Annotated in this window: 14 protein-coding genes; 12 read left to right on the top strand and 2 right to left on the bottom strand. The window is 48.0% G+C overall.

What is annotated here, in order from left to right; translation table 11 throughout:
* Positions 1 to 315: 315 nt before the first annotated feature.
* The 4 genes from AS151_RS16305 to AS151_RS16295 all read left to right on the top strand — a co-directional run bounded on the left by AS151_RS16305 (position 316) and on the right by AS151_RS16295 (position 4,952).
* A complete protein-coding gene (locus AS151_RS16305; RefSeq protein ID WP_071518127.1) occupies positions 316 to 2,277 on the top strand; it encodes a tetratricopeptide repeat protein in 1,962 nt (653 codons plus the stop codon).
* Positions 2,278 to 2,404: 127 nt separating this feature from the next.
* Positions 2,405 to 3,286, top strand: coding sequence for a pentapeptide repeat-containing protein (locus AS151_RS16300; RefSeq protein ID WP_084639647.1), 882 nt, complete (start codon positions 2,405 to 2,407; stop codon positions 3,284 to 3,286).
* A 153-nt stretch (positions 3,287 to 3,439) separates the two neighbouring features.
* The gene (locus AS151_RS21650; RefSeq protein WP_211517627.1) at positions 3,440 to 3,610 is read left to right on the top strand and encodes a hypothetical protein; all 171 of its coding nucleotides are present in this window, start codon (positions 3,440 to 3,442) and stop codon (positions 3,608 to 3,610) included.
* Positions 3,611 to 3,926: 316 nt separating this feature from the next.
* The gene (locus AS151_RS16295; protein WP_071518126.1) at positions 3,927 to 4,952 is read left to right on the top strand and encodes a DUF3179 domain-containing protein; all 1,026 of its coding nucleotides are present in this window, start codon (positions 3,927 to 3,929) and stop codon (positions 4,950 to 4,952) included.
* 538 nt (positions 4,953 to 5,490) lie between these two features.
* Here AS151_RS16295 and AS151_RS16290 read toward each other — a convergent pair.
* Positions 5,491 to 7,035 (bottom strand): DEAD/DEAH box helicase family protein, encoded by a 1,545-nt coding sequence (locus tag AS151_RS16290; protein ID WP_071518125.1) that lies wholly within the window; start codon positions 7,033 to 7,035, stop codon positions 5,491 to 5,493.
* A 215-nt stretch (positions 7,036 to 7,250) separates the two neighbouring features.
* Here AS151_RS16290 and AS151_RS16285 point away from each other — a divergent pair, with 215 nt between their 5' ends.
* From AS151_RS16285 to AS151_RS20955, 5 genes are all read left to right on the top strand, one after another.
* The gene (locus AS151_RS16285) at positions 7,251 to 8,276 is read left to right on the top strand and encodes a glutathione S-transferase family protein (RefSeq protein ID WP_071518124.1); all 1,026 of its coding nucleotides are present in this window, start codon (positions 7,251 to 7,253) and stop codon (positions 8,274 to 8,276) included.
* Positions 8,277 to 8,972: 696 nt separating this feature from the next.
* Positions 8,973 to 9,422, top strand: coding sequence for a DUF4347 domain-containing protein (locus AS151_RS16280; RefSeq protein ID WP_343327438.1), 450 nt, complete (start codon positions 8,973 to 8,975; stop codon positions 9,420 to 9,422).
* 32 nt (positions 9,423 to 9,454) lie between these two features.
* Positions 9,455 to 13,858 (top strand): calcium-binding protein, encoded by a 4,404-nt coding sequence (locus AS151_RS16275; RefSeq protein WP_071518122.1) that lies wholly within the window; start codon positions 9,455 to 9,457, stop codon positions 13,856 to 13,858.
* A 929-nt stretch (positions 13,859 to 14,787) separates the two neighbouring features.
* On the top strand, positions 14,788 to 15,336 hold the full coding sequence (locus tag AS151_RS16270; protein ID WP_071518121.1) for a DUF4347 domain-containing protein: 549 nt from the start codon (positions 14,788 to 14,790) through the stop codon (positions 15,334 to 15,336).
* Positions 15,272 to 19,861, top strand: a complete 4,590-nt coding sequence (locus tag AS151_RS20955; RefSeq protein WP_084639646.1) for a calcium-binding protein — start codon at positions 15,272 to 15,274, stop codon at positions 19,859 to 19,861. Before AS151_RS16270 ends, AS151_RS20955 begins: the two co-directional genes overlap by 65 nt.
* A gap of 185 nt (positions 19,862 to 20,046) precedes the next feature.
* Here the strand turns inward: AS151_RS20955 and AS151_RS16260 are convergent, their stop codons facing one another.
* On the bottom strand, positions 20,047 to 20,874 hold the full coding sequence (locus AS151_RS16260; protein WP_071518120.1) for a phytoene/squalene synthase family protein: 828 nt from the start codon (positions 20,872 to 20,874) through the stop codon (positions 20,047 to 20,049).
* Between the two features lie 440 nt (positions 20,875 to 21,314).
* Between AS151_RS16260 and AS151_RS16255 the strand changes: the two genes are divergently transcribed.
* The 3 genes from AS151_RS16255 (at position 21,315) to AS151_RS16245 (ending at position 26,537) form a co-directional block, all read left to right on the top strand.
* Positions 21,315 to 23,183 (top strand): serine/threonine-protein kinase, encoded by a 1,869-nt coding sequence (locus AS151_RS16255; protein ID WP_071518119.1) that lies wholly within the window; start codon positions 21,315 to 21,317, stop codon positions 23,181 to 23,183.
* 115 nt (positions 23,184 to 23,298) lie between these two features.
* The gene (locus tag AS151_RS16250; RefSeq protein WP_071518118.1) at positions 23,299 to 25,740 is read left to right on the top strand and encodes a calcium-binding protein; all 2,442 of its coding nucleotides are present in this window, start codon (positions 23,299 to 23,301) and stop codon (positions 25,738 to 25,740) included.
* Between the two features lie 158 nt (positions 25,741 to 25,898).
* Positions 25,899 to 26,537 (top strand): peroxiredoxin, encoded by a 639-nt coding sequence (locus AS151_RS16245; RefSeq protein ID WP_071518117.1) that lies wholly within the window; start codon positions 25,899 to 25,901, stop codon positions 26,535 to 26,537.
* Positions 26,538 to 26,809: the final 272 nt, after the last annotated feature.

Raw genomic sequence — 26,809 nt, 5'->3', positions numbered from 1 at the left:
ACTATCGGCTCTTGGTCTAGCCACTACTACGGGAACCTGGCTGTTCCCAAGCCCCGTCGCTTTAGCGCGGGGTCAGTGACTTTTTGCTACCAACTCTTTTCCTTTTTTACAAGAGATAGAGACGTTTCCAGGAGATTTTGGGTTTCCCATCAGCTGTCCGCCGTTCAAAACAGGAGCGCGAACCAAACCGGAAAAATCGGGTGATAAACTCTAAGAAAACCTAAAAGCCACCCCAAACTGCGATCGCGTCTGGCAATAAAAATGCCAACATAGAAAAACACTGCCTGTAGAAAACCGATTGCATTAAGACCAACTATGGCTAAGAAAAAAAGCGACCGTCAATGGAAAGGATTTGGTTCGCCCACCTCTAGCGTAGCCTCCGGCGTCCAAAAATTGCAGAAGCACCTGCACAACCAAGATTGGCAAAAAGCCAACGAAGTCCTGCAAGACCTGCAAGAACAATTTCCCAAACATCCCGATGTCTTGGCAGCAGCAGCCAATGTGGCCCAACAACAGGGAAACACCGTCGAATACGAACATGCCTGCAAGCAACTGTTGGAGGTCAGTCCCCACAACCCAGATGCAGCTTTGGGACTGGCAGGGGGATATTTAGCCAACCAACGTCCCATGTTGGCTTTGAAAGCTTTTCACGATTTCCTTGACCAATATCCAGACCACGACTACGCTTCCCAAGTGCAGGAAACTGTCGAGAGATTGGAATCGGAAAAAGAAGGCATTCTCTCTGAAATGGGGTTAGAAGGGGAAAATGCTGAAGAAATTGCCCGCCTGCACGAGCAAGTGATGTCCTTAATTGCCTACAGGCAAATCGAATCCGCACGCGCTATGGCGGAAAAACTAGTACAGCGTGCGGAAAATTTCATCCCCGCCCACAATAACTTCAGTCTGTGCTGTTGGATGGATAACGATGCCGAAGCCGCGATCGCTGCCGCTGCCAAGGTGCTAGAAATTGATGAAAACAACGTCCACGCCCTATCCAACCTAGCACGCTTTTGCTGTTTGTCCGGAGATACGGAAAACGCCCGGTATTATGCCGAACGCCTCAAAAGCATCCCAGTAGACAATACAGACCATTGGATCAAGCAAATGGAAGCATTTGCCTATTTGGGTGACGATGAAAACATTGCCGAAATTTACGAAACGGCCAAGAAACACGTCAAACTGGAAAAATGTCCCTCCCTGCTTTTGCACCTAGCGGCAGCCGCTCAAATGCGCCTCGGTCGCATGCACAGAGCCAGAGATATTTGGCAGCGAGCTTTAAAAAACAATCGCAACGAAACCTTGGCGCGGGAAAACTTAGAAGATGCCAAAAAATCCGTCAGCGAACGCCACGCTCCTTGGTTCTTCACCCTGGAAAGTTGGATCGATCGCCATTATATTTACGAAATGCAAGATATGTTAAAACAGCGATCTTCCCAAGCATCGGAAGATGAAGATGATGCAGAAAGGGAACGGCAGGTTTTGCAGGAATTCCTCCAGAAATATCCCTCAATCGAGAAAATTATCCCCATGTTGCTCGATCGCGGCGATCCGAAAGGCCGACAATTTGCCCTCTATTTTGCCAGCACCGCCAAAACCCCAGAATTACTCCAGGCACTCAAAGACTTTGCCCTGAGCTCCCGAGGTCCCGACGATATGCGGTACGAAGCCGCCAGGATTGCCTCCGACTACGATTATATCCCAGCCGGTTCCGTGCGCATGTGGTTGCGCGGGCAGTGGCAAGATATTTATTTAATGAACATGGCCATCACCACCCAACCGCGACCCGTGAACCATGCTTCCGAAACAACGGAATTGCTCACCCAGGCAATTCAAGCTCTGCATAATGGGGAGGGCACCAAAGCCGAACCTTTACTAAAAGAAGCCCTCGAACAAGAACCAGAGGCACCAGATTTGCGGTTTAATTTAGCCATGGCTTACAAACTGCAAGACCGGGAAGAAGAATACAACCAACTGATAGAAGCACTTTATCAAAACCATCCCAATTATACTTTCGGACGGATTGCTTTTGCGGAACTTCGCCTACGAGAAGGTCGTATAGAAGCCGCACGCGAAATTCTAAGCCCCATGTTGGGTTGGAAAGAGTTCCACGTTCAAGAATGGTCGTTTTTCTGCCACGTACAAGTAGAAGCGGCGGCGGCAGAAGATAATTTGAGCAGCGCTCGCAATTGGTTGGACATGTGGGAACAAGCGAATCCAGACGATCCGGGGGTGCAAACCTGGAAAAATCGACTGTCTCAGCTAGAATCGCTGAGTTAGGCAGGGATTTTCTAGGGCGCCATAAGTTCTTCTTAATCACAAGGTTGGTTTTGCAAATATGGTATTACAGTAAACATAAGGTTCCCTCGCTATTGTGTACCGTCGATTGAATGGGAAGGCTTGATTTATGAAGATCCACGAATTTAACCGATGCTATCGGGTGTTGGGGCTGAAACCAGGCGCTTCCCTAGAGGAAGTCAACCGTGCCTACAAACAATTAGCCTTGCGCTGGCATCCCGACCGCGTTTCTGCAGACCAACCCCACTTGCAACGGGAAGCTCACGAAAAGTTACAAGAAATTAACGATGCCAGAGACCGCTTGCGGGATGTTCTGGAACGCAATGGCGATCGTTCTACCAGAGGCGAAACAGCCACCAAAAGCCGCAAGGAACATCGCCAATCCCAGCCTTCCTCGCATGGTGGTCCCAAACGTTCTCGCCACCATTCCCACCACCGTACCCAACGACAATCGAGACCCAATCGCCACACGGCTGAATACCGCCAGCAAGCTGCCCAACAAGCGGCTTCCGAACGTGCCCAACGGGAAGCTGCCGTACGCGCGCGCCGTCAAGCGGAAGCGGCTTCCCAACAGGCGCGCCAACAAGCTCGTGCCACTGCCAACCGCAAGTCCAAACCAACTTTTCGTCGCGACCTCACAGGGGTCAACCTGCAAGGGGCGGATTTGAGCGAGAAGGATTTATCCCGCAGCAATTTGCAAAATGCCAATCTCAGTCGAGCCGATTTGCGCGATAGTTTCTTGCACAATGTGAATTTAGACGGTGCCAATTTGGAGGGAGCTAATCTTTTCCGGGCTAATTTATTGGAGGCTTCTTTGATGAATGCTAATTTACGGGGCGCCAATTTAATTGGTGCTGATTTTAGCGGTGCTGACTTGCGTGGTGCTGACCTGCGCGATGCCAAAGTGGGAACGAAAGACCGTTTGTTTATTAAGATTACGGGGGCGAATTTGACGGGGATGATTTTACCGGATGGAAGTGTTCATAAGTGATGGTTTTGCTTGGTTTATTATAAAAACACAAAGGTACAAAGAACAATAAGGAGGATAAACAGAAACTTAAAGATATTTCGTTATGGTTTTTTTGTTGATTTTTTTGAGGATAGAATATATAAATAAAAGCGATCGCGCGGGAGGCAAGATTTGATGGTTCGGGTGGTTCGCCAGCCACAGATGATGTTGGAAGAATTTTTATACCAAATAGCCGTGGATGGCGAATATCCAATGCAGCTGTTTCGTGGTGACGCGCACATTATTTCCCCGGCTTTTCCAGAATTGGATTTGACCGCAGAACAGGTCTTTGCAGCCGGAGAATAGAAAGCTTTTACCAGGAAATTTGTATGTATTTTGTTAGTACAGAAAAATATTTTCGGGCAGCTTAGATGTTTGGGTAAAGACGCCTCAATTGCCTCCCCTTTTTTATGACGATTTAAAATAAAATCGCCCTATGTATTTACTACAATACCATCAATTAAAAAATTTGTCAAGATTTTTCCCACGTGCCATTCTTTATCCAATTCTCAGATAGCGCTCTGCCAACATTCAGGAATACCTCCCAGTATAGGAGATAGAAACGCGATCGCTGTCTGCCGCGATCGCTTGTGGTTATTGCTATCATTGGGAGACACCTGCGATGAAAACCATTTTCAAAATCGCGATCGCTTCTTCATCAACCGTTGCCCTGATTGTCGGTGGCTTAATCTTACGCGCCGGTGGATGGGAAAACTTCAAACTGCAAAACTTTCACCTCACCCAACACTTCCACGACCAAAGCCAAGAACTGGGAGACTTACGCAAACAAAACGCCAACCCAGAAAAAAATAGCCGCATCAACCTCGACCAACTGAAAAACGGCGGACCGCCGAAAGATGGCATCCCCAGCGTAGACGATCCCAAATTCGACACCGCCGAAACCACCCCCTTCGACAAAGAAGAAAAAGTGATTGGCGTGGTTGTCAACGGTGAAGCCAAAGCCTATCCCTACGGCATTTTAAACTGGCATGAAATCGTCAACGATAGCATCGGCGGTACCAACGTCAGCGTTACCTACTGCCCTTTATGCGATACAGCCGTGGTGGTGGAAAGGGGAGATACCACTTTTGGCGTTTCTGGCAAACTCTATCAAAGTTGCTTGGTCATGTACGACCGCAGCGACGATAGCTTATTTGCCCAACCTTGGGCGCTAGGGGTGGTTGGTCCGCAAGTCAACGAAACCTTGCCACGGGTTCCGGCGGTGAAAACGACATTAGGCGCTTGGTTAGAAAAACATCCCGACAGCAAAATTCTCTCCACCGATACCGGATATCAAAGAGCATACCAAGAATATCCCTACGGTAGCTACTATACAGACAGTCGCCTCATTTTCCCGGTTCGCAACCAAGACCAACGCGACCAACATCCCAAGGAACTTATCAGCTATATTTGGCAAAGCAGCAACGCTACCCCTCACAATGAGTTTGCGGGGGATAGCCATAAGTTCGTTCATCAAAATATGAAAGAAATTGGGCAAAAAGAGGTGCAATTGGGCGATCGCACGGTTATTGCTCGCTGGGACGAACAATTACAAACGGTTATTGTCGAAGACCGTCAGGGCGATCGCATTCCCACCTCCCCAGCTTTTGCTTTTGTATACCCCGCTTTCTTCGGCAACAGTCAATAAAATTGCATTATTTTTATCCAATTTTTCTGGGAAGAATTCCTGGCATTCTGTCTATGGAAATTCAGTAAAAGTAGGGTGGGCAATGCCCACCCTACCGGATGGCTTGTTTGTACCCCATGTTTTTCAAATCTTTTTGGGAAGAATCTCTAGATTTTTCTATGAAAGAAGTGTTTTGTTATTTTGGTATTATCCACTCCACCCAATGAGCGATCGCTATCTCCCAAATAAATTTCTTGGTGTACTAGACAAAATCGGATGGTTGTTTTATAATAAAGGGTACATAGGGTGAGGGAACTTGCCGTAAAAAAGGGGGAGTTGAATGGGACACTCCAACCCAAACATCTAACCTGCGCGAAAATATTTTTATTATTTTTGCCCTGCCTAGATGTTTGAGCGAAACGTCTGCAAAAATGCTATTTCCCCTACCTGGGGCAGGGAGAAAAATTTTCTTTACCCCAAAAATTTATAAAATTGTTTGTATTTTTAATTTACCAGCACCGGAGGATTTTGTCAATACTCTGGCGCGATCGCATTGCCATCATTCATCGCCACCACTGTCAGTTTCCTCCTGTTGTTCCGTTTTAGAACTTTCCTGCCAGGTTCCCTTGGATTCCGCCGCGCGTCTGGTTGGGCGTTGGGGAAACGAGTACACCGATTTTTGCGGAGAAACAGGTTCCAAATGCCGCGACGATTTCGATGGTTGGGATTTGGTCTTCTCGCCGCGCCGTCGTTGGGAAGCTTTTTCTTCCGAAGTTTGGGCAGCAATCACTTCGTAGAGAATCGCTTGCTTGTCGTTTTGGGAACCTTTGCGCAAAACCCTACCCAGGCGTTGGATATGTTCCCGCTTGCTGGCAGTTCCCGATAAGACGATCGCAATTTTGGCATCGGGAACGTCAATGCCTTCGTTGAGAACTTGAGAAGCCACCAAGGTTTTGTAGCTTCCCTGACGGAAGTTTTGCAAAATCTCGTGTCGTTCTTTGACAGGGGTTTGATAGGTGATAGCAGGAATTAAAAATTCTTGGGAGATGCGGTAGACCGTGGCGTTGTCGGCAGTAAAGATAAGCGTTCGTTCGGGATAGTGTTGGGCGAGTAAGTCTGCCAAAACACGAATTTTGCCATCGGTTCCTAGCGCGATCGCTTTAGCTTCCCGATGGGCTAACATGGCGCGGCGACCTTCCGCAGAACGGGCACTAGCTTGCACGAACCGCTGCCATCCTTGTAAGCTACCAAGGGAGATTTTGGATTTTTGCAGAAAGCGATCGCGTTCTTGGATGAGTTCGTTGTATTTGTCGCGTTCTGCTTGGGAAAGATTTACCTTAATTTGCACCAACTCGTGGTTGGCTAGGGCATCTCCAGCCAGTTCGGCGGCAGTGCGGTTGTAAACTTCCGGACCAATCAAATACTGCAAATCCGCATGTTTGCCGTCGGTACGTTCTGGGGTAGCGGTCAATCCCAAACGATAGGGCGCGATCGCATATTCGGCAATAACGCGATTGAAATCTGTCGGTAAGTGATGGCATTCGTCAAACACAAGTAAGGCATAGCGATCGCCCAAGTTTTCTGCATGAATAGCGGCGCTGTCGTAGGTAGCCACCAAAATCGGCGAGCGATCGCGGGAACCACCGCCAAGCAACCCAATTGACCTATCCGGGAACGCCGCTTCCAAGTGAGCGTACCACTGATGCATTAAATCCAACGTCGGCACCACCACCAACGTACTGCGGGGGGTTGCTTGCATCGCCAGTTGCGCCAAATAGGTTTTTCCCGAAGCCGTGGGAAGCACCACCACTCCCTGACGTTGCGATCGCTTCCAAGCCGCCAAAGCTTCTTGTTGGTGGGGATAGGGCGACATTTCCCAACTGGGAACCAACGCCAACGGCATAAACCCTTGTGCCTCATCCGCAAAATTGGTAGATTCCGCACGCAAAGCCTCCACCAAAGCACGATAGCAAATGGCTGGGGCGCGAAATTTTTCCACGCGATCGTCCCAGGTAAAAAAATCAATCCAGGCTTTCCCTTTTGGTGGTGGATGGAGAAGCAATGTACCGCGATCGTATGTTAGCGTTGGGGTTCTACGAGGCATAAAATTTGTGCATTCTTTTGTGGGGTGTTCCCGGTACGAAACGCGCTAGTTGCTCGAACAGTCAATAGCTCATTGTACTGGTTTGGCGGGCATTGATTCAGCATATAGCATAGAAAAATCAAATGTAAATATACATAGACCTGCCCGCACCATCACCTCTTAAAATGTTATAGATAGAAATAATCACCAGAAAAAATATTCCCAGTTGGTTCTTTATGTCTGCAAATTCAAAACCCCGCGCTTCCCTTCCCCCGAAACTAATTATCGGTTTGGGCAAATTTGTCTGGACCCGCATGTGGCATATTATGATGTCCAAACTGGCACCGCGCAACCGTTCTGGAGAATACAAGCGACCGGAAAGCGAATTTCGCAATTGGATAAGCAAAGATGCCAATTCTCCTCACCTAGCAGCATCGGAACGCTATCAATTAATTGTGGGCATGAGCTGTCCTTGGGCGCACAGAACCTTGGTGGTGCGTGCCTTGAAAGGCTTGCAAGATTGTATTTCGGTGGATTTGGTTTATCCCGACCCGTTGGCTGGGGGTTGGGTATTTGCAGAAGAAAAAGATGGTTGCCAGCGTTTGGCGGATTTTTATCAGAAACTGCAACCGGGATATACAGGTCGTGCCACCGTACCGGTTTTGTGGGATAAGGAAAAACAAGCGATCGTCAATAACGAAAGTGCCGAAATTATTGTGATGCTAAACGCGGCATTGAATGAATTTGCGCAAAATCCAGATTTAGATTTATATCCAGAATCGTTACAAACAGAAATCGATACTTGGAACCAGAAAATATACGAAACCGTAAACAATGGCGTATACCGCTGCGGTTTTGCACAAACCCAACAGGCATACGATCGCGCCTGTGCGGACTTATTTGCTACCCTGGATGAAATTGATTCCGTACTGGCAACGCGGCGATATTTGTGCGGGGATAAACTTACTCTAGCAGATGTACGTCTGTTTACCACATTGTTGCGGTTTGATGTCGCCTACTACGGTCTTTTCAAATGCAATCGCCGCCGCATTCGCGATTACCAGCATCTGTCGGGATACTTGCGGGATATCTACCAGTTGCCTGGGGTTCGGGATACTTGCGACAGAGAACAGGTGAAAAAAGACTACTACGGCAATCTATTTCCCCTCAATCCCGGGCAAATTATTCCCACAGGACCGGATATGGAGGATTTGCTAGAACCCCACCAGCGGGAATGGGTAGAAAAAACGGTTCGTTCGTAAAGAGGATGATTTTTTAGATCGCTTGGCAGCCACGTACAACAGCTTTTCTTCTAAAAAAGATTTTCAAAACCATCCGGATGGAAACCCTTTTGATAGAAAATACTTGGTAGATTCAAGAGATGAAACAGAGAGGTTATCTTGAGGTAAAGATGCGATCGCTTATCGCGAATCAATTCTACGTGTTTTCACGGGAAATTTTGTTTGTAAATTGTTACTGCATTTTCATGATTGTCATATTTGGGACCAGAGTTGGTTAGACGATATCCCATCTACAACCAGAAACCTGGTTTCTTTGACCGTCTTCCTTTCCAGAGAAGTCAAGGTCCATAGTTTTCGTTTTCGGATTTTCATCGTATGGATGCCGTACAAAGACCATTTTTGAAGAAATATTTGGAAGAAAAAGTTGTTTTTGAAAAGTTTTGTATTGCCATAAAAACTTACTTTCGATTCAAATTTTAAAGCCAAAAAATTTCATACAAAGGTTGACGAAGACTGATAGATCGAGTTACTATTAGGCAGAAAACAAAAAAATAATTTTAGTTTGCCAAAAACAGACTAAAAATTCTCTCATTGGGTGATACTCATCAGGAAAAAGTCTGGGAAATTTCAATCTACCTGCACCAAAACAATTCCCTTACCGTTATGTCCTCGCGGAGACTTCACCATGAGTAAGATATACTCTCCTATCAAATTTAAATTGTCCCAAAGTTTCCCTACTCGCAGCAATGTTCCCCCATCAAACTCATCTTCTGCTGGTTACCAAGCCATTTTATTGACCCAGCCGTAGAAGACCATCAAACCTTGATGGCAGGTTTGGTTCCCGGAACCCAAGCCGTCTTGCTGGATGCCAAGCAGAATGGTATCGAACAAATTAGCGAAATCCTACAATATCACAGCCAGCTACAAGCGATTCACATTATCGCTCACGGTTCCCCTGGTTGCATTTATTTAGGCAACAGCGTTCTCAATCGCCACACCCTCCCTCGCTACCAAAAGCAATTGCAAGGTTGGCAGTCGGCATTAGCGGAAGATGCCGATATCTTGCTGTACGGCTGTCGAGTAGCTGGAGTAACTCGCAATGCTTCCTTTTTAGAGAAACTAGCCACTTTCACCCAAGCTAATATTGCCGCCAGTACCAGCATATAACCGGCAATCCCGAGCAAGGTGGCAACTGGAACTTGGAAGTACAGGTGGGAAATGTTACTTCCCAGTTGGCACTGACAGAAGCAACGCAACAGGCATACACCAGTACGCTAGCACCCACCATCACCAATAGCAGCATCTCCACAACCGATAGCGGAATTTTAGCCATTGGTGAAGAACTCGATATTCTATTAGATGCCGATGAAGATTTAGCGGTAAGTGGCACCAATCCCGAACTAGAACTAGACATTGGTGGTACCAACCGCACCGCACTTTTTGACAGCATCAACGCTAGTGGCAACGCTGCTTTTACGTATACCATTCAAAATGGAGACACCGACAGCGATGGCATTCAAGTCTCTGGGATTACCGTCAATGGTTTGCAAGGAGCAAGTAGCGGTTCTCCTTTAAACATCAGTGGCTTCACATTCCCAGAAACTTTAGGCGTGGATGCCGATGGCACACCACCAACAATTAACAGTGTCAGTACGACAGCTACCGGTCCTTTAAACGCTGGCGATACCATCAATATTAAGGTAGACGCTGACGAAGATTTAAGCGAAGGCTCTGGTACGCCTACACTAGAGCTAGCGATAGGTGGCATTACTCGCACGGCGAACTTCACTAGTATTGATGGCAATAGCGACGCCATTTTCACTTATACAGTTAAGAACGGTGATGAAGGAAATATCAATGTTGCCGCTGTGAATCCTGGAACCGACGGTTTGGAAGGCGACAATGGCAACGACCTAGATACCAGTAGCTTTAGCGGCTCATCTCTTGGCGTAACTGCTTCCACACCTCCCGTTATTACCAACATTACCACCTCCAGTAGTGGTCCGTTAGTTGATGGAAACACGCTCGAGATTACCGTAGATGCCAACGAAGATATTAGCGGCACAAATGGCGAACTGAGTATCGATATTGGTGGCACAACTGAAACAATTACCTCGAATACAATTACTGCTGGTAATGCTGTATTTGAATACACCGTACAAGCTGCAGATAATGATAGCGACGGTGTAGAAGTCTCTGGCATTACAGTGAACGATTTGCAAGATGCAGATAGTAATCCGTTAGATGCTAGTAGCTTTGTCTTCCCCGAAAATCTCGGCGTCAATATTGATGCTGCGGCACCGGAAATTATTAACATTACATCTGATAGTGCTGGTTCTACCCTATCGACTGACGAAACGCTAACCATCACTGTAGATGCTAACGAAGAACTAATTGGTGGGGGAACAGGGTCTACACTTACCTTAAATATTAATACTACCCCATCTACCCCATCTACTGCTGACTTTAGCAATATTGATGCTAATGGAAATGCTGTGTTTACCTATGATATCAAGGATGGGGATAACGACAGCGATGGTATTGAAGTAGATAGCATTAGTGTTGGTAGTTTGACAGATGCCGCTGGTAACCCTCTCCAAGCTACCTTTGCTGGTTTTCCTCAAAATATCAGTGTCGACGCTGACACCGACCCCCCAGAAATTTCCAATATTACCTCCGATGATGCTGGTTCTACCCTAGCTGTCGGCGATACCCTGACCATAACCGTCGATGCTGACGAAGAACTCAACAAGGGGAGTGGCAATCCTGATTTAGAACTAAATTTTAGCGGCAGCGGTACAACTGGAAACGCCATCTTTGACAGCATCAATGCTAGTGGAGATGCTGTGTTTACCTATGATATCAAGGATGGGGATAACGACAGCGATGGTATTGAAGTAACTTCTGTTACCGCTAGTGGCTTGGAAGATGCTGCTGGCAACGAGCTCGATCCAAGTACTTTTACCCTCCCTCAAAACATTAGTGTCAATGCCGATACTGAGGCACCTACCATTAGCAATATCATCTCAACGCCTAATAGCGGTACCTTGGAAGTTGGTGATACGTTAAGCATCAATGTCGATGCTAGCGAAGTTCTATCGGAAGGCAGTGGCACGCCGCAACTCACTTTAGATGTTGGCGGTACCGATCGCACGGCTAATTTCGATAGTATTGTCAGTAGTAATAGTGCTCTGTTCACCTACACAATCCAAAGTGGAGACAATGATAGTAATGGCATAGCGGTCAAATCTGTTACGGCAGGTGGATTGCAAGACGACGTTGGTAACGAACTCGATCCGAGTACCTTTACCTTTCCAGCCAATTTGGGCGTAAACGCAGATACAGCTCCTGTCATTAGTGATATTACAGCTACCAACACCGATTCTATTCTCGGCAGCGGCGATACGCTCACCATCGAAGTCGATGCCAACGAAGATTTAACTAAGGGAAGCGGCACCCCCAAAATGACGCTCGACATTGGCGGCAATACCCGTACGGCTAGCTTTGACAGTCTCAATAGTGGTAATGCCGTCTTTACTTACACCCTCGATACTGGAGATAACGATAGCGATGGCATTGAAGTAACTTCTGTAACTCCCGGTACTAACGGTTTGGCAGATGCCGGCGGCAACGATTTGGATGTTACCACCTTCGGCTTCCCGGTCAATCTTGGCATCAACAGTAATACGATCGCTCCTACAATTACCGATGTTATTTCTTCTCCCAGCACTGGGGCTTTTGGGGTTGGCAGCACCTTAACGATTACGGTCGATGCTTCTAAAGAACTGATTCAGGGAACAGGTACGCCAGAAGTTACGTTAGATATTGGCGGTACCACCCGTACAGCTACCTTCGACAGCATTGCCAGCGGAAATGCAAAATTTACCTACGATATCCAGGCGGGAGACAATGACAGCGATGGTATTGAGGTCACAGCAGTTACCCCTGGAACTGACGGTTTGGAGGATGCGGCTGGAAACGATTTGGATAGTAGCGGCTTTACCGGCAAAAATCTGGGGATTAACGCCGATACAGTAGCACCTACCATTGCTGCCGTCACTGCTTCTCCCAACAGCGGTACCCTAGCAGTGGGCGATACGTTGGCAATTACAGCCGATGCAGATGAAGATTTAATTGTGGGAAGTGGTTCGGCATCGCTGGAACTGACTGTTGGCGGTACGACTCGCACAGCCAACTTCAGGGAAATCAACGCTGGAAATGCGGTTTTTGAATACACCATTCAAAGTGGCGATAACGATGACAACGGTATTGAAGTTGCGGGAATCAATCCCGGTGCGGATGGGTTGCAGGATGTCGCTGGCAACATCTTGGATAGTACTAGCTTTACTGGTGAGAATTTAGGGGTCAATGCAGAAACCGATACCGCTACCAGCGAACCCACGACTCCTACGAACGAACCTCCCAGTATCGACCATATCAGCCTCGAACGAAAGGTTCCTGCAAACGGTCAAATTCCGGTTGGTTTAGAAATCTTTGCAGAAGTCTTTTCCGACCCGGAAGGAGCTTCCCTCAGTGCCGTTCGCATCAACGATCTGCCGGATAACGGTACGCTGCTGTTGGATGGAGAGTCGGTAAGTTCCGGGCAAATTATTGCTGCTAGCGAATTGGATACGTTGGTACTCGAACCCGATGAAGGGTTTACCGGAACGATCCGCTTTCGTTGGAATGCTTCCGATGGAGAACGTTTTTCGCTGTTCAACAAGAGTTTGGAAATCGACGTACAGCAAACGGATGATGCTGGTGGCGGCAATACTGGTGGTGGTGGCGGCACCGACGGTGGTTTTGATGGCGGTACTGGCGGCGGTACTGGCGGTAGCGGCGAAATTGTCGGTTCCAACGGTAACGATGTTCTCGACGGAACGCCAAACAACGATATCTTGATTGCCCTTGCTGGCGATGATAAAGTTGCTGGTTTTTCTGGTAACGATCGCATGGAGGGAGATGCTGGTAACGATACTTTGAACGGCGATCGGGGAGAGGATAGCCTCAACGGCGGCGATGGTGCTGACGAACTGTTTGGCGGTCCAGGCAACGACCTATTCCAGGGTGGCAACGGCAACGATGTGCTGAATGGCGATGTCGGCGATGATGCCATGGCTGGTGGCGGCAACAACGATCTGATTATTAGCGGACCCGGCAACGATATTGTCAGCGGCAATGACGGCAATGACACGATTTTTGGTGGTCAAGGGGCCGATGTTCTCAATGGAGACAACGACGACGATACGATTTTTGGCGGTCAGCAAGCGGATGTTGTAGCTGGTGGTGCAGGGAACGATTTCCTCAGCGGCGATTTTGGCGAAGATGTCCTCAGTGGCGGGGAAGGGCAAGATCGTTTTCTATTGCGTACGGTTACTGGTCCGGACATTATTACCGATTTTGAAGATGGGGTGGATTCGCTGATGTTACCTACCGGTACGTTCCCTTTGCAACCGAATGGGTTGACTTTTGCGGATTTGAATATCATTCAAGCACCAGGAGGTACGGTGGTGCTGTTTGAGGGCAATGCTATTGCAGGTCTCACCGGTATAGACGCTACCACAGTTACGGAGGAGGATTTTGAAGAGGTTTCGAGTTTGTAGAATCTGAGACTTGCTTTTAAGAGATGGTTTCTCAAAGATAGCGATCGCGTGAATTTCCCCAACTCCCCCCTTCGACAGCTTCAGGGCAAGCCTTGGAAAGGGGGGCTTTTTCTTGCGATTGCTTGCATGATTTGTATAGAATTTCCCATTTCCAGGATTGTCGATTGCCCCTACCTGTCAACTCCAGCATCCCCTTCATCGCCACATGCCAATTCATAAGTTAAGTTGTACTCGTATTGCCTATTCGTTTAGAAATTGAAATAACCAGTGGAAGCCTAGACTGCCGTTTAAGAGGAGAAACGGCTTTAAGGCAGGGGTTTAGCTAGCGTAGGTGGCTAGAATTAGTAGATAGCTGGGACCGATAGTTTGGGAACTTTTCCAATAGGAAGGAGTTCTAACGAGGTGTAGGATAGTAAAGGTAAAAAAATGCAACAAATTCTGAAGGGATTTACAGATTTTTACGTACCCATGCGTTTACAAAACGTTGGTCAACTTTGCTTGAACTAAAAATTAAATAGCGATAAAATACGGTAATTAAACCTTTTTTAAAATATATTTTAAGACAGTTATTTGCTGTTTTGGGAGGTTTTTATCTTTTTTAGGGTATTTTTTGTCAGCAAATAAAGCCAACAACCTCAGAAAAAGCCCTTTTATAGTAAAAATATTAAAATATAAATTTTCTTTTACTAAAAGCTTGACGGGAGAATCAAAAGAAAGGTATTATTGATGCAGAAAAATAATTTTTTTCAAACTGATCCGTATAAGCTCAGTTTTTTTCCGTACAAGTACGATTTGTACTTGTATCTAAGCAAACTAAAGTTTTTTGTACAGTTTTCCTATGAATCGGAGATTTGCCATGAGTCAGATTTACTCAAATTCCACGCTTCTTAGCAGGCAGAGTACGCGCGTTGCCACTGTTGCTCCAAGCGATGTACCTTCGTTCAAATCGCTTTCCACCGGTTACCAAGCCATTGCTTATTGACCCAGCCGTAGAAGACCATCAAACCTTGATGGCAGGTTTGGTTCCCGGAACCCAAGCCGTCTTGCTGGATGCCAAGCGGGATGGCATTGAACAGATTAGCGAAACCTTACAGAACTACAGCCAGCTGCAATCGATTCACATCATCGCTCACGGTTCCCCTGGCTGCATTTATTTAGGCAACAGCGTTCTCAATCGCCACACCCTCCCTCGCTACCAAAAGCAATTACAAGGTTGGCAGTCGGCATTGGCAGAAGATGCCGACATTTTGCTGTACGGCTGTCGGGTAGCTGGAGTAACTCGCAATGCTTCCTTTTTAGAGAAACTAGCCACTTTCACCCAAGCTAATATTGCCGCCAGTACCAGTAACCGGCAATCCCGAGCAAGGTGGCAACTGGAACTTGGAAGTACAGGTGGGAAATGTTACTTCCCAGTTGGCACTGACAGAAGTTGCTCTGCAAAATTATGCTGCCATTTTGGCACCAAGCATTACCAATAGCAGTATCTTCACCAATAACAGTGGTACTTTAACCCTCGGTGACGAGCTGGAAATTATTGTAGATGCCGATGAAGATTTAGAAGATGGTGGCGATGACCCCGTAATAGCATTAGACATTGGTGGTACGAGCCGAACAGCAACTTTTGACAGTATTAACAGTAACGGCAATGCTGTTTTCAAATACAGCATTCAAAATGGAGATAGTGATAGCGATAATATAGAAGTTTCCGATCTGACCGTTAATGATTTGCGAGGTGTAAACAGTAAGGAAGATTTAGACCCTAGTGGTTTTACATTTCCTGAAACCTTGGGAGTAGATGCTGACGGGGTTCCTCCTGTTATTGATAACAGTAGCATAACTGTATTGTCTACTACAGATCCCAACGACCTTAGCTCTGCCGTAGCTGATAGTATACAGAATGGTGGCACTATAGATATCAAGGTAGATGCTGACCAAGATTTAACCAAAGGTACCGGTACACCTACTTTGGATTTAATTGCAGGTAGTGTCGCCCGAACTGCTAACTTTGCCAGTATTGATGGTAATGGCGATGCTATTTTTAGCTATACTGTCCAGGATGGCGATCAAGGAAACATCATAGTTTCAAATGTTAATCCGGGAACCAATGGTTTAGAAGATGAAAATGGTAATGATTTAGATGTAAGTGCCTTTAGTGGTCTAGACATTGGGGAAGTTGCTGATACAGCTCCTATCATCAGTAGCATTACAACATCAAGTAGTGGTACTTTGGGTCCGAACGATACTCTAGAAATTGTTGTTAGTGCTAGTGAACCCCTTGAGGGTAATAATGATGCAACTATCACACTTCGACTCGACAAAAATGATGGTACTACTACGAATACAGATGTGAATGCTGATGGCATTTCTGGTGGTAATGCTACATTTGAACTCGATCTTAGCACACTTTCAAATGATATAAATGATAGCAACGGTATAGATGTCGACAGTATTGACCTCTCTGCTGGAGGCTTAACAGATAGTAGTGGTATTTCTTTAGTACAGGGTAGTTTTACCTTCCCAGAAAATCTAAATGTTAACTTTGATACGACCAGTCCTACAATTACTAGTGTTTCTACCTCTAGTACCGGACCTCTAGGTGTTGGCGATCTCTTAACCATCATTGTAGATGCGAATGAGGATTTGGTTGATGAAGGGAACAATGCAGATCCGAAACTCGTTTTAGAAGACTTAGATGGAGATACAGGGGATTCTGAAGAAGCAAATTTCGTCACTATTAACAGTGACGGAAATGCCGTATTTACTTATACTATTCAAAGTGGAGACAACAATCCCAATATTCAGGTCGAGAGTTATTCTAGCGGTACAACCACCGATCCAACTCCAACAACTGATACTACTTTGACAGATGGTGTAGGTAATAGTAGCACCGGTAACACAATCGATGGTACGACTCTAACTAGTACGGAGCTTGGTATTGCAGCGGATACAACGTCTCCTCAAGTGGATTCTATCAAAACTTCTAACACTGGTACATTAGTTGCTGGTGATACCCTAACAATTACTGTAGATGCCAATGAAGACCTATTGGAAGGTAGTGGCACTCCTTCTCTAGAACTAGAAGTTGGCAGTAAAACAGAAACTGCAACCTTTAAAGAAATCAACAGTAGTGGCAATGCTGTCTTTGAATATGAGGTCCGGGATGGCGACAACGACAGCGATGGCATCGAAGTGACCGCACTAAATCCTGGCACAAATGGTTTAGAAGATAAAGCCGGTAATGACCTCGATGTAATTACCGGCTTCACCTACCCAGTCAATCTTAATGTCAATGCCGATGCCAAGGCTCCTACAATTAATGCCATCACTTCTGCTGATAGTGGAAGTACGTTAGAAGTTGGCAATGAGCTCAACATTACTCTAGATGCAGATGAACCCCTGCTTAACAATGGCACTGCCAAACTTACTTTAAATATTGGTGGGACTGTTCGTACTGCCAGCTTCAGCCAGATCAACGGCGATAATAACGCTGAATTCACTTACACGATTCAGAACGGTGACCAGGATAATAACGGTGTCTTAGTCACTGATATCGATCTCGATCCGAATGGTTTGGAAGATGACCAGGGGAACGATCTAGATACAAAAACTGGCTTTAACTTCCCAGTCAATCTTGATGTCAATGCCAATGACAACACTTCTCCCAAGATTACTAAACTGACTCCTTCTCCTGATAGCGGTACGCTAGCTGCTGGCGATACGCTAGAAGTTGCTGTAACAACTGATGAAGAAATCCTAGAACCCAGCGGTGCCGATCCCACCCTGACACTAACTTTTAGTGATAGCGGTACTACTGGCACTGCTAGTTTTCAGGAAATTGATAGTGACGGCAACGCTATCTTTACCTATGAAATTACAAACGACGATGAAGACACAAATGGTATTGAAGTCACTTCCTATAACTCTGGTACGCCTCCTTTACAAGATGCATCCGGTAACTCAGTTGACACCGATCTAAGTAACATAACAATAAATCTTGGAGTCAATGTTGATGGAATTGCTCCTACAGCTGATAGCGTTACTTCTTCACCAAACAGCGGTGTACTGGCAGCTGGCGATTTACTAACCGTTGTTGTTGACGCTAATGAAGATTTGCGGGAAGGTACTGGTGCTTCTTCTTTAGAACTTACAATTGGTAATACCACTCGCAACGTTAGCCTATCGAGAATTGAAGCTGGTAACGCTATTTTTGAATACACCATCCAGGATGGCAACAATGATGATGATGGCATTGAGGTAACTGCAATCGAGCCTGGTACCGACGGTTTGGAAGATGTTAATGGCAACGACCTGGATGCCAGTGGCTTTACCAGTCAACAGCTAGGTGTCAACGTTGATACAACAGCTCCTACCATCACGGCTGCAGGAATTACTGCCTCTCCAGATAGCGGTACGCTAGGAGCAGGCGATAAGTTGACAATTACTGTCGATGCGAATGAAAACTTATTAAGTCCGACCGACACCCAACCTTCTATCACATTGGATATTGGCGGTACAACCCGCAGTGCAAGCTTCGCAGAAATCAATGGTGACGGCAACGCTGTCTTTGAATACACGGTTCAAAATGGCGACAACGACAGCAATGGTATTGCTGTTACGGAGATTGATGCCAGTACAAATGGCTTGGAAGATGCTGCTGGTAACGATTTGGATGATACTGGTTTTGACAGTGTCAATTTAGGGGTTAATGCCGAGACTGAAGTTGACACCGACGACGACACAGGTGGGGCTCCTGCCAACAACCCTCCCGAACTAGAAAATGTTAGCATCGAACGCACTGTTTCCGCTGAAGGTCAAATTCGACTGGATGTAGAGGTCTTTGCTGAAGCCTTTACCGATGCTGAAGGGTCTTCCCTCAGTGCTATTCGCATCAACGACTTGCCAGAAAACGGTACCCTGCTGTTGGGTAGCGAAACGGTAAGTTCCGGACAAATTATTTCTGCTAGCGAACTGAGTTCCTTGGTTCTCGAACCCGACGCAGGCTTCACCGGAAGCATTAGCTTCAGCTGGAACGCTTCCGACGGAGAACGCTTTTCTCTGTTCAACAAGAACCTTGAAATTGATGTACAAGCAGCGGAGGAGCAACCCGACGAAGATGACGATGACGATGGTGGCATCGGTGATGGTGACGACGGTGGCGATGTTCCTGTGGAGGTGCCTGATGTAGGGGATGATGTCGGTGACGACGACGATGATGATGATGATGATGATGACATCGATAACGAAGTTGTCGGTTCCGAAGACGACGACACCCTAGAAGGCGGTAATGGCAATGATGATGTCTCTGCCGGTGGTGGTAACGATGCTGTGGCTGTCTTCTCCGGTAACGATAATGTTCGTGGCGACGCTGATGACGATTTCATCTTCGGCAACCAGGGAGATGACAATCTAGATGGTGGCGACGGCGATGATGCTATCTTTGGTGGTCAGCAAAACGACAACGTTCAAGGTGGCAATGGCAACGATCTTCTCAACGGTGACCTGGGAGATGATGTCATCGGCGGTGGCAACGACAACGACCTCATCTTTGGCGGTCAAGGTAACGACAATGCCAATGGCGATGATGGCGACGACACCATCTTTGGCGGTCAAGGGGAAGATACGCTGAATGGCAACAACGACAATGACACCATTTTTGGCGGTCAGCAAGCCGATATCATCAACGGTGGCAACGGCGACGACTTTCTCAGTGGTGATTTCCAAGAGGATACGCTGACTGGGGGTGAAGGTTCGGATCGCTTCTTGTTGCGTGCTGTATCCGGTCCTGACATTATCACGGACTTTGAAGATGGTGTGGATTCGTTGGTACTGCCTACCAGTGACTTCCCAGTACAACCTGCTGGTCTCAGCTTCGAGGATCTATCGGTTTTCCAAGCAGAAGGTGGCACGGTGATTTCTTTCAATGGCAATGCTATTGCTGGTCTTACCGGCGTGGATGCGACCACGATTACGGAAGACGATTTCCAAGATGTTTCTAGTCTCTAAAATTTCCTGTCACTAACGAAATTTTGGATAGGGTGCATTCTGCATGTGCATCCTATTTTTTTTGTAGGTGGCGGCTAGAAACTACTCTCTGTTATTTTTTCTGAAAAATTGTGTTGTATTGAATTTACCCAACCCCCCTAAAAAAGGGGGGCTTTTGGTTTTGATGTTTTGCGGAAATGGGATGCCTAGGTTGGTGTGGCACCGGCTTCTAACTTATGGATAATTTGGATGACTTCCTGTTTTTCTAATTTTTCACGACCTTCATCCAAAGCATCGAGGGTGGCTTTGGCTAAGGCTAGGGGAATTTGGCAAAAGTCAAGAGCTGCTCCTACAGGTAAAGAATTGGTATAGGCATCTGCCAGCTGCAAGTTGCGGCGAGCGTATGCATGCATGTCGCGCGTGTACCATCCATCGGGAAAAAAGTCAACCCCACGAGCCAGGTCTTCTTTGTGGTTGCGGAGGATGTTGACTGCTTGCAAGCCGCGACCGAAGCCAATGGCATGGGTGCGATCGCTTTGGGTACCATCATACCAAGCCCACAAATCGGATAGCAGCAGTCCTACCGCACCGGCTACGCTAAAGGTATAGCGATTTAAATCGGCTTCCGTACGCACGTTCCAATTGCATTCTGCCCAATAGGCCATGCGATCGCTCATGGCGGCTGTAGCATCCCAAACCCGCGGTGCGATACTTTCGGGAGCTAGCAATGCCCACTCGTCGATGCGTACGGTGACTTCCTCGAGGGAATGGGAGTTATCTGGTTTCAGAAACGAAAATTCGGGGAAGTGGTTTCCATCGATGGCAGATTGTAACGTTAGGCTAATTTCTCGTAGTAGGTTGGCTTTGGTGATGTTGGGTAGCTTGGCACTGTCTTCAATTTCATCGATGGCACGCATGCACAGATAAGCCGACGCCACGGCTTCCTGTAGTTTTGGAGGCAAACGAACGATGGGAATGTAGAAAGTTCGGCTTGTTTGCTGGAGAATGTCTAGGGCTTCTTGAGACGGATTCATCCGTTCATCTCCTCGGTGTAAACCACAATTATGCCCCGGTAGGGACTTTTTTGCCTAATACAGCTTTGCGATCGCGGCGGCCGTTGCTCGGGGGTGAAAATGGAAGTTCGATATGGTCAAGAGTGCAACGGACCGTCAGAAGAATCGCTGCCCTAGTTTATCAAGTTCCCAAACAATTCCCAAATACAACCATACAAAATAGCAATCCACTGGTTTCTATTCTGGTAAAAATTTTATATATTTTTAAGCATTTTCTCAGAAAACTGTCCGCAGCGACCAATCGCGATCGCTTGCCCATGGCTTCCCTACCCACGGAAAAACCACCTGCCAGACGCTCTGGTAGCTCAAAGACTCTCCCGAAAAAATCACCTGAAACACGGTTATGATATCGTAAACCTAAAATTCCCCCCGATCGTATTCCCATTACCAATGCTGCTCCTATGAGTTACTGCGTCAACGCCGAATGTCCCCAACCAGAAAACCCCCCTGGTAATAAATTTTGCCAAAACTGCGGCACCAAACTGCTGCTGGGCGATCGCTATCGAGCTCGTTCTCCCCTAAGTAAAGGCGGTATCAGCCAAACCTTCATCGGAGTTGACGAACAAAAAGCCACCAGCGACCCCTGCGTTATCAAACAATTTCGTCCTTATTCCCAAGCCGCCCAAGCTTCTTTTTTGCGGGAAGTCTTGCAACTGGAAACCATCAGCCAGCACCCGCAACTACCCACCCTACTCAACTCATTCCAACAAAGCGATCGCCAATACTTAATTCTAGAATATATCCAAGGAGAAACCTTAGCCCAAGAATCCCAGCACCAAGGAAATTTCTCCGAAACCAAAATCGAACAAATCTTAGCAGAAATCCTGCCAATTTTACACTTTCTACACCAAAACAAATTCATTCATCGCGATATCAAACCAGAAAATATCATTCGCCGCCCCGATAATACCTTAGCGCTAGTCGATTTTGGCTTAGTCAAAAGAGTAACCGGCACCACCCAAAAAGCCGGCACCACCGTAGGCAGTGCGGAATACACCGCCCCCGAACAGCTCATGGGGCAAGCCTCCTTCAGCAGCGATATCTACAGTTTGGGAGTCACCTGCATCTCCTTACTGACGCAAATGCCGCCCTTCGATTTGTTCGATATGGTATCCAACACCTGGGTGTGGCAGGATTTTCTCCTAACCCCCATTAGCGACATCTTGCGGCAAGTACTGGATCGAGCCATCCTGTCCGCCGACCGACGCTACCAGTCCGTCGAACCTATGTGGCAAGCCTTATTTAGCGATCGCGCCCTGCCCACCTTCGACATTGAAGCCACCCCAGCTCCTGCCTCCCCTGTCCCCGCCTCCTCACCCTCGCCAGCACCAACCCCCGACTGGCAGTGCGTGCTCACCCTCACCAGCGACGATCCTCCCAAAGAAATCACCGATATTGCCCTCATCCCCCCCTCACAGATTCTTGCCAGTGCCGATTGGGATGGCACCGTCAAACTATGGGACTTGCATAGCGGACAGCTGCTGCATACCCTCACCGACCCCAGCAGTGGTGTCGTTTCCCTCACCGCCACCACCGATGGCAACCTCTTGGCTGCCGGCAGTGCCGACGGCACCATTTGGCTGTGGAACCTGCGACAGTTGCGACAGGGAGAAACGCCTACTTTGCTGCATACCTTGCGAGAACACAGCAGCGTGGTCGCCTCAGTAGCCATACAGGGAGGTCCCAACCCCGGCGAAGGGCAACTCTTAGCCTCCGCTAGCCGCGATCGCACGGTCAAATTGTGGCATCTTCCCGCAGGACAACTGCACAAAACCCTCTCCGGACATCAGGAACGGGTCACCTGCATCGCCTTTTCCCCCAACCACTCGTTTTTAGTCAGCGGCAGCCAAGACACCAAAATCAAAATTTGGCAACTCCCCAACGGCGAACCAGTAGGGGAACTTTCGGGTCACCAGGGCGTCGTTCACGCCGTAGCCGTCACCGCCGACGGCAAAGCCATTAGCAGCAGTTGGGACCGTACCATTAAAATTTGGCAGCTATCCACCGGAGCGTGCCTGCACAGTTTCTCCGGACATCTCCTACCCGCCGTTTCCATCAGCAGCCGTCCCCATAGCAAACTTTTTGCCACCGGCAGCCACGATGGCACCATCAAACTGTGGACCACCGACACGGCCAAATGCATAGCCACTCTGGCAGAACACACCCAAGGCGTTGCGGCAGTGAAATTTAGCCCCGACGGCAGTACGTTGGCTAGTTGCAGTGCTGATGGTACGGTAAAACTTTGGCGTGCGGCTGGCGAACGTGCTTAACCCCGCCAGTTGCGTATAGCCAGCAGGCTCGGTCTAGAAAAAACTAGAAAAACCTAAAAAATCGTTGTGCCTTGGGCACCGGTTTGTCACGCAAGCAAGAGGGGGATTTTTTATCGTGTTGCAACTTTCAGAAGTCATCGGTACAGTTGGCAACGATCGCTTCACCGGCAGCGAAGACACGGTTTTCTTCGGTTTGCAGGGAGACGATGTTTTCCAAGGAACGGATACGGACGAGTTCCAGTGGTTCTTTGGCGGTTCCAACAATGACACGTACAACACCGTCGCAGATGGCCTGATTACCATTTTTGACAGCGGTCAGTTCAGCAACGATAGGCTGGTTGCCCCCGGCATCGGTCTTTTTAGCGAAACCACTACCACAGCCGTCATTGAAGGCAGGCATTTATTTGCTTCCGACTCTGAAAGCGACCAAGCCTTCTTGATTTTGGATTGGTTGCAATCTACCTCGCAAATCGAAACTTTCCAACTATCCGACGGAACGCTGCCCTTGCAGGCAATTAGCAACAATTTAGGGGTTCGCCCCAATCATTTGGGAAGTGTTTCCTGGGAGGCTGCAGGATTGACCGAAGATGCCAGTGCGGACGAAATTAACGAAGCTGTCTCCTTTTACCAACAACGTGCTAGAGAGTTGGAAATCCAAAACCGCAACGCCAGCAACGAGAATTTGGTCGGAAGTGAAGCTAGTGATGTATTGCGGGGAGGCTTTGGCAACGATACCCTCGCCGGTGCTGGCAACAACGATGTGGTGTTGGGAGAAATTGGCGACGATGTTCTCGATGGTGGCAGCGGCAACGATTCGGTGGATGGTGGCGAAGGGAACGATACCCTCCGTGGCGGTCCTGGCAACGATACTCTGGAAGGCAGAGGTGGCAACGATACGGCCATTGGTGAGGACGGCAATGATTTTATTAATTTGGATGTAGGAGATGATTTTGCTGGCGGCGGCAACGGCGACGATATTGTTTTTGGTGGTTTCGGACGCGATCGCATTTTGGGAGAATTAGGCAACGATGTCCTCTTTGGCGAAGCCGGTAACGATCTTCTCTCTGGCAATACAGGACAAGATTCGCTGGTTGGTGGTGCTGGCGATGACGAACTGATCGGCGGTCACCACAGAGATACGCTGGTTGGCGACGACGGCAGCGATGTTCTCCGTGGCGGGTTGGATAACGACTCCCTGGTTGGCGGTTTGGGAAATGATTTCCTAGAAGCAGAAGAAGGCAACGATACCTTATTTGGGAATCTCGGCAACGATACGCTGTTAGCTGGCATTGGCGACGACCAACTATTTGGCAATGAAAATAACGACTCCCTAGTTGGTGATTTTGGCGATGACATGCTGGAAGGGGGAGTTGGTGACGATACCCTGCTTGGCGGTGGCGACCAAGATAGCATGTCTGGCGGCGATGGCAATGATGTTCTCCTCGGTCAGTTGGGAGTCGATCTGATTGTTGGCAATAGTGGCAATGATTTAATCAATGGTGGCGACGATCGCGATAATCTTTTTGGCAGTGAAGGAGAAGATAGCCTTTTGGGAGGCGATCGCGAAGACCGAATTTTGGGAGAATTGGGCAATGATTTTATCAATGGCAACGCTGGCGAAGATTTTCTCAGCGGTGATAGCGGACGGGATACGGTGTTTGGCGGTCGCGATGACGATACGATAGTGGGTGGTAGCGATCGCGATTTCCTCTCTGGCGATGTGGGCAACGATATCGTACAGGGAAATGTGGGTAACGACGAACTGGCAGGTGGCGAAGGCAACGATACCCTCCAGGGGGGTCAAGACCGGGATACCTTAACTGCCGGCAACGGCGATGACTTAGTAGAAGGGCAAGTAGCCAACGACCTGGCTTTTGGCAACCAAGGCAACGATACCCTCACCGGTGGAGACGGCGAAGATTCCCTATTTGGCGGTCAGGGCAGCGATTCCCTTACTGGCGGTATTCAAAGCGATCGCCTTTCTGGAGATTTGGGCAATGATACCCTCATCGGCGACGACGGCAACGACACTTTGATCGGTGGTGGTGGTTCCGATTTATTTGCCATTCCAGGGGATGCCGGTAGTTTTGACATTATCGAAGATTACAACGACCTGGAAGATTTCTTGTTGCTTCCCCAAGGCATTACCTTCGACGAACTATTGATCGAACAATCCACCGGTGTTGGCGTTTTCAGTACCAATATCACCGTTCTGGAATCCGGTAAACTACTGGCAATTCTCAACGGCGTAGACAGCGATTTGCTCGATCGCAACGACTTCATTTCCCAAGGAGACGGTGACGAGACCGACGACACCGGTGGCACTGACGACACCGACGACACCGACGACACCGGTGGCACCGACGACACCGACGACACCGGTGGCACTGACGAGACCGACGACACCGGTGGCACTGACGACACCGACGACACGAACAACGACACCACCAACAACAATTTGGATATTACCGCCTTCATGCCAGAACCAACCACCTCAGAAGCTGCCACCGAAATCACCAATAGCCTGATATCAGATATGACCGCCGATTTCTTCTAGAACCCATTTTCCCCTCTTGCCAACTGCCCACCCAGAAGCCACCAACATTTTTGTTGAAAAAAACAGCTAAAATCCGGTAGGAAAACCGTAGTTTTATGGCATGATAGCAAATAGAGCTTTCATGAAACGTTGTTCGGAAATAGAAAGGAGTGTCACCTATGGCTCTACAACTCGGCGACCAAGTGCCAGATTTCAAACAAGCTTCCTCCATGGGAGATATTAGCTTCTACGAATGGGCAGGAGATAGCTGGGTGGTTCTGTTCTCCCACCCTGCCGACTATACCCCCGTTTGCACCACCGAACTTGGGGAAGTTGCCCGTTTGAAGCCAGAATTTGACAAGCGGAACGTTAAAGTCTTGGCTTTGAGCGTAGATGACGTAGACTCCCACACAGGTTGGATTAAAGATATTGAGGAAACCCAGAGCGTTACCCTAAACTATCCCATTCTCGCCGATAGCGATCGCCAAGTTTCCAACCTATACGACATGATCCATCCGAACGCCGACAACACCGTCACCGTACGTTCGGTCTTTATCATCGACCCAGCCAAAAAACTACGTCTAACCATTACCTATCCCGCCAGTACCGGTCGTAACTTCAGCGAACTCCTGCGAGTCATCGACTCCTTGCAGCTCACCGATAACCACAGCGTCGCCACGCCGGTCAACTGGAAACAAGGGGATGATTGCGTCATCGTTCCTTCCATCAAAGACCCACAAGAACTGCAACAGAAATTCCCCAAAGGCTATCGAGAAGTGAAGCCTTATCTTCGCTTAACGCCCCAACCCGATAAATAAGTGCATACCGAGCATGGGAGCTTCGGAGTATGGGAGACAAAAATAAATTTATTTCCATAATCTCCTAATCTCCGACGCTTCCACCCTCCGATGTTCCCAGGCTCGGTACGTTCCCACACCAATGACATTTCGTCACTGACCCCGCGCTAAAGCGACGGGGCTTGGGAACAGCCAGGTTCCCGTAGTAATGGCTAGACCAAGAGCCGATAGTAGTCACGCACGTTCGGGTGTTTCCCTAGCCCGAACCTCTGCAAGTCTTCTGGCTGAAGACG

It is taken from the genome of Geitlerinema sp. PCC 9228 (assembly GCF_001870905.1).
In the GTDB taxonomy this organism is placed as follows: domain Bacteria; phylum Cyanobacteriota; class Cyanobacteriia; order Cyanobacteriales; family PCC-9228; genus PCC-9228.
This window is presented reverse-complemented; position numbering and strand designations above follow the sequence as displayed.

What these genes read in the sequence shown, in the direction of transcription:
- AS151_RS16260 (WP_071518120.1), bottom strand. Translation starts at nt 20,874, where the DNA reads ATGAATCCGTCTCAAGAAGCCCTAGACATTCTCCAGCAAACAAGCCGA.
- AS151_RS16270 (WP_071518121.1), top strand. Translation starts at nt 14,788, where the DNA reads ATGTACCTTCGTTCAAATCGCTTTCCACCGGTTACCAAGCCATTGCTT.
- AS151_RS16295 (WP_071518126.1), top strand. Translation starts at nt 3,927, where the DNA reads ATGAAAACCATTTTCAAAATCGCGATCGCTTCTTCATCAACCGTTGCC.
- AS151_RS16245 (WP_071518117.1), top strand. Translation starts at nt 25,899, where the DNA reads ATGGCTCTACAACTCGGCGACCAAGTGCCAGATTTCAAACAAGCTTCC.
- AS151_RS16300 (WP_084639647.1), top strand. Translation starts at nt 2,405, where the DNA reads ATGAAGATCCACGAATTTAACCGATGCTATCGGGTGTTGGGGCTGAAA.
- AS151_RS16255 (WP_071518119.1), top strand. Translation starts at nt 21,315, where the DNA reads ATGAGTTACTGCGTCAACGCCGAATGTCCCCAACCAGAAAACCCCCCT.
- AS151_RS16290 (WP_071518125.1), bottom strand. Translation starts at nt 7,035, where the DNA reads ATGCCTCGTAGAACCCCAACGCTAACATACGATCGCGGTACATTGCTT.
- AS151_RS16305 (WP_071518127.1), top strand. Translation starts at nt 316, where the DNA reads ATGGCTAAGAAAAAAAGCGACCGTCAATGGAAAGGATTTGGTTCGCCC.
- AS151_RS21650 (WP_211517627.1), top strand. Translation starts at nt 3,440, where the DNA reads ATGGTTCGGGTGGTTCGCCAGCCACAGATGATGTTGGAAGAATTTTTA.
- AS151_RS16285 (WP_071518124.1), top strand. Translation starts at nt 7,251, where the DNA reads ATGTCTGCAAATTCAAAACCCCGCGCTTCCCTTCCCCCGAAACTAATT.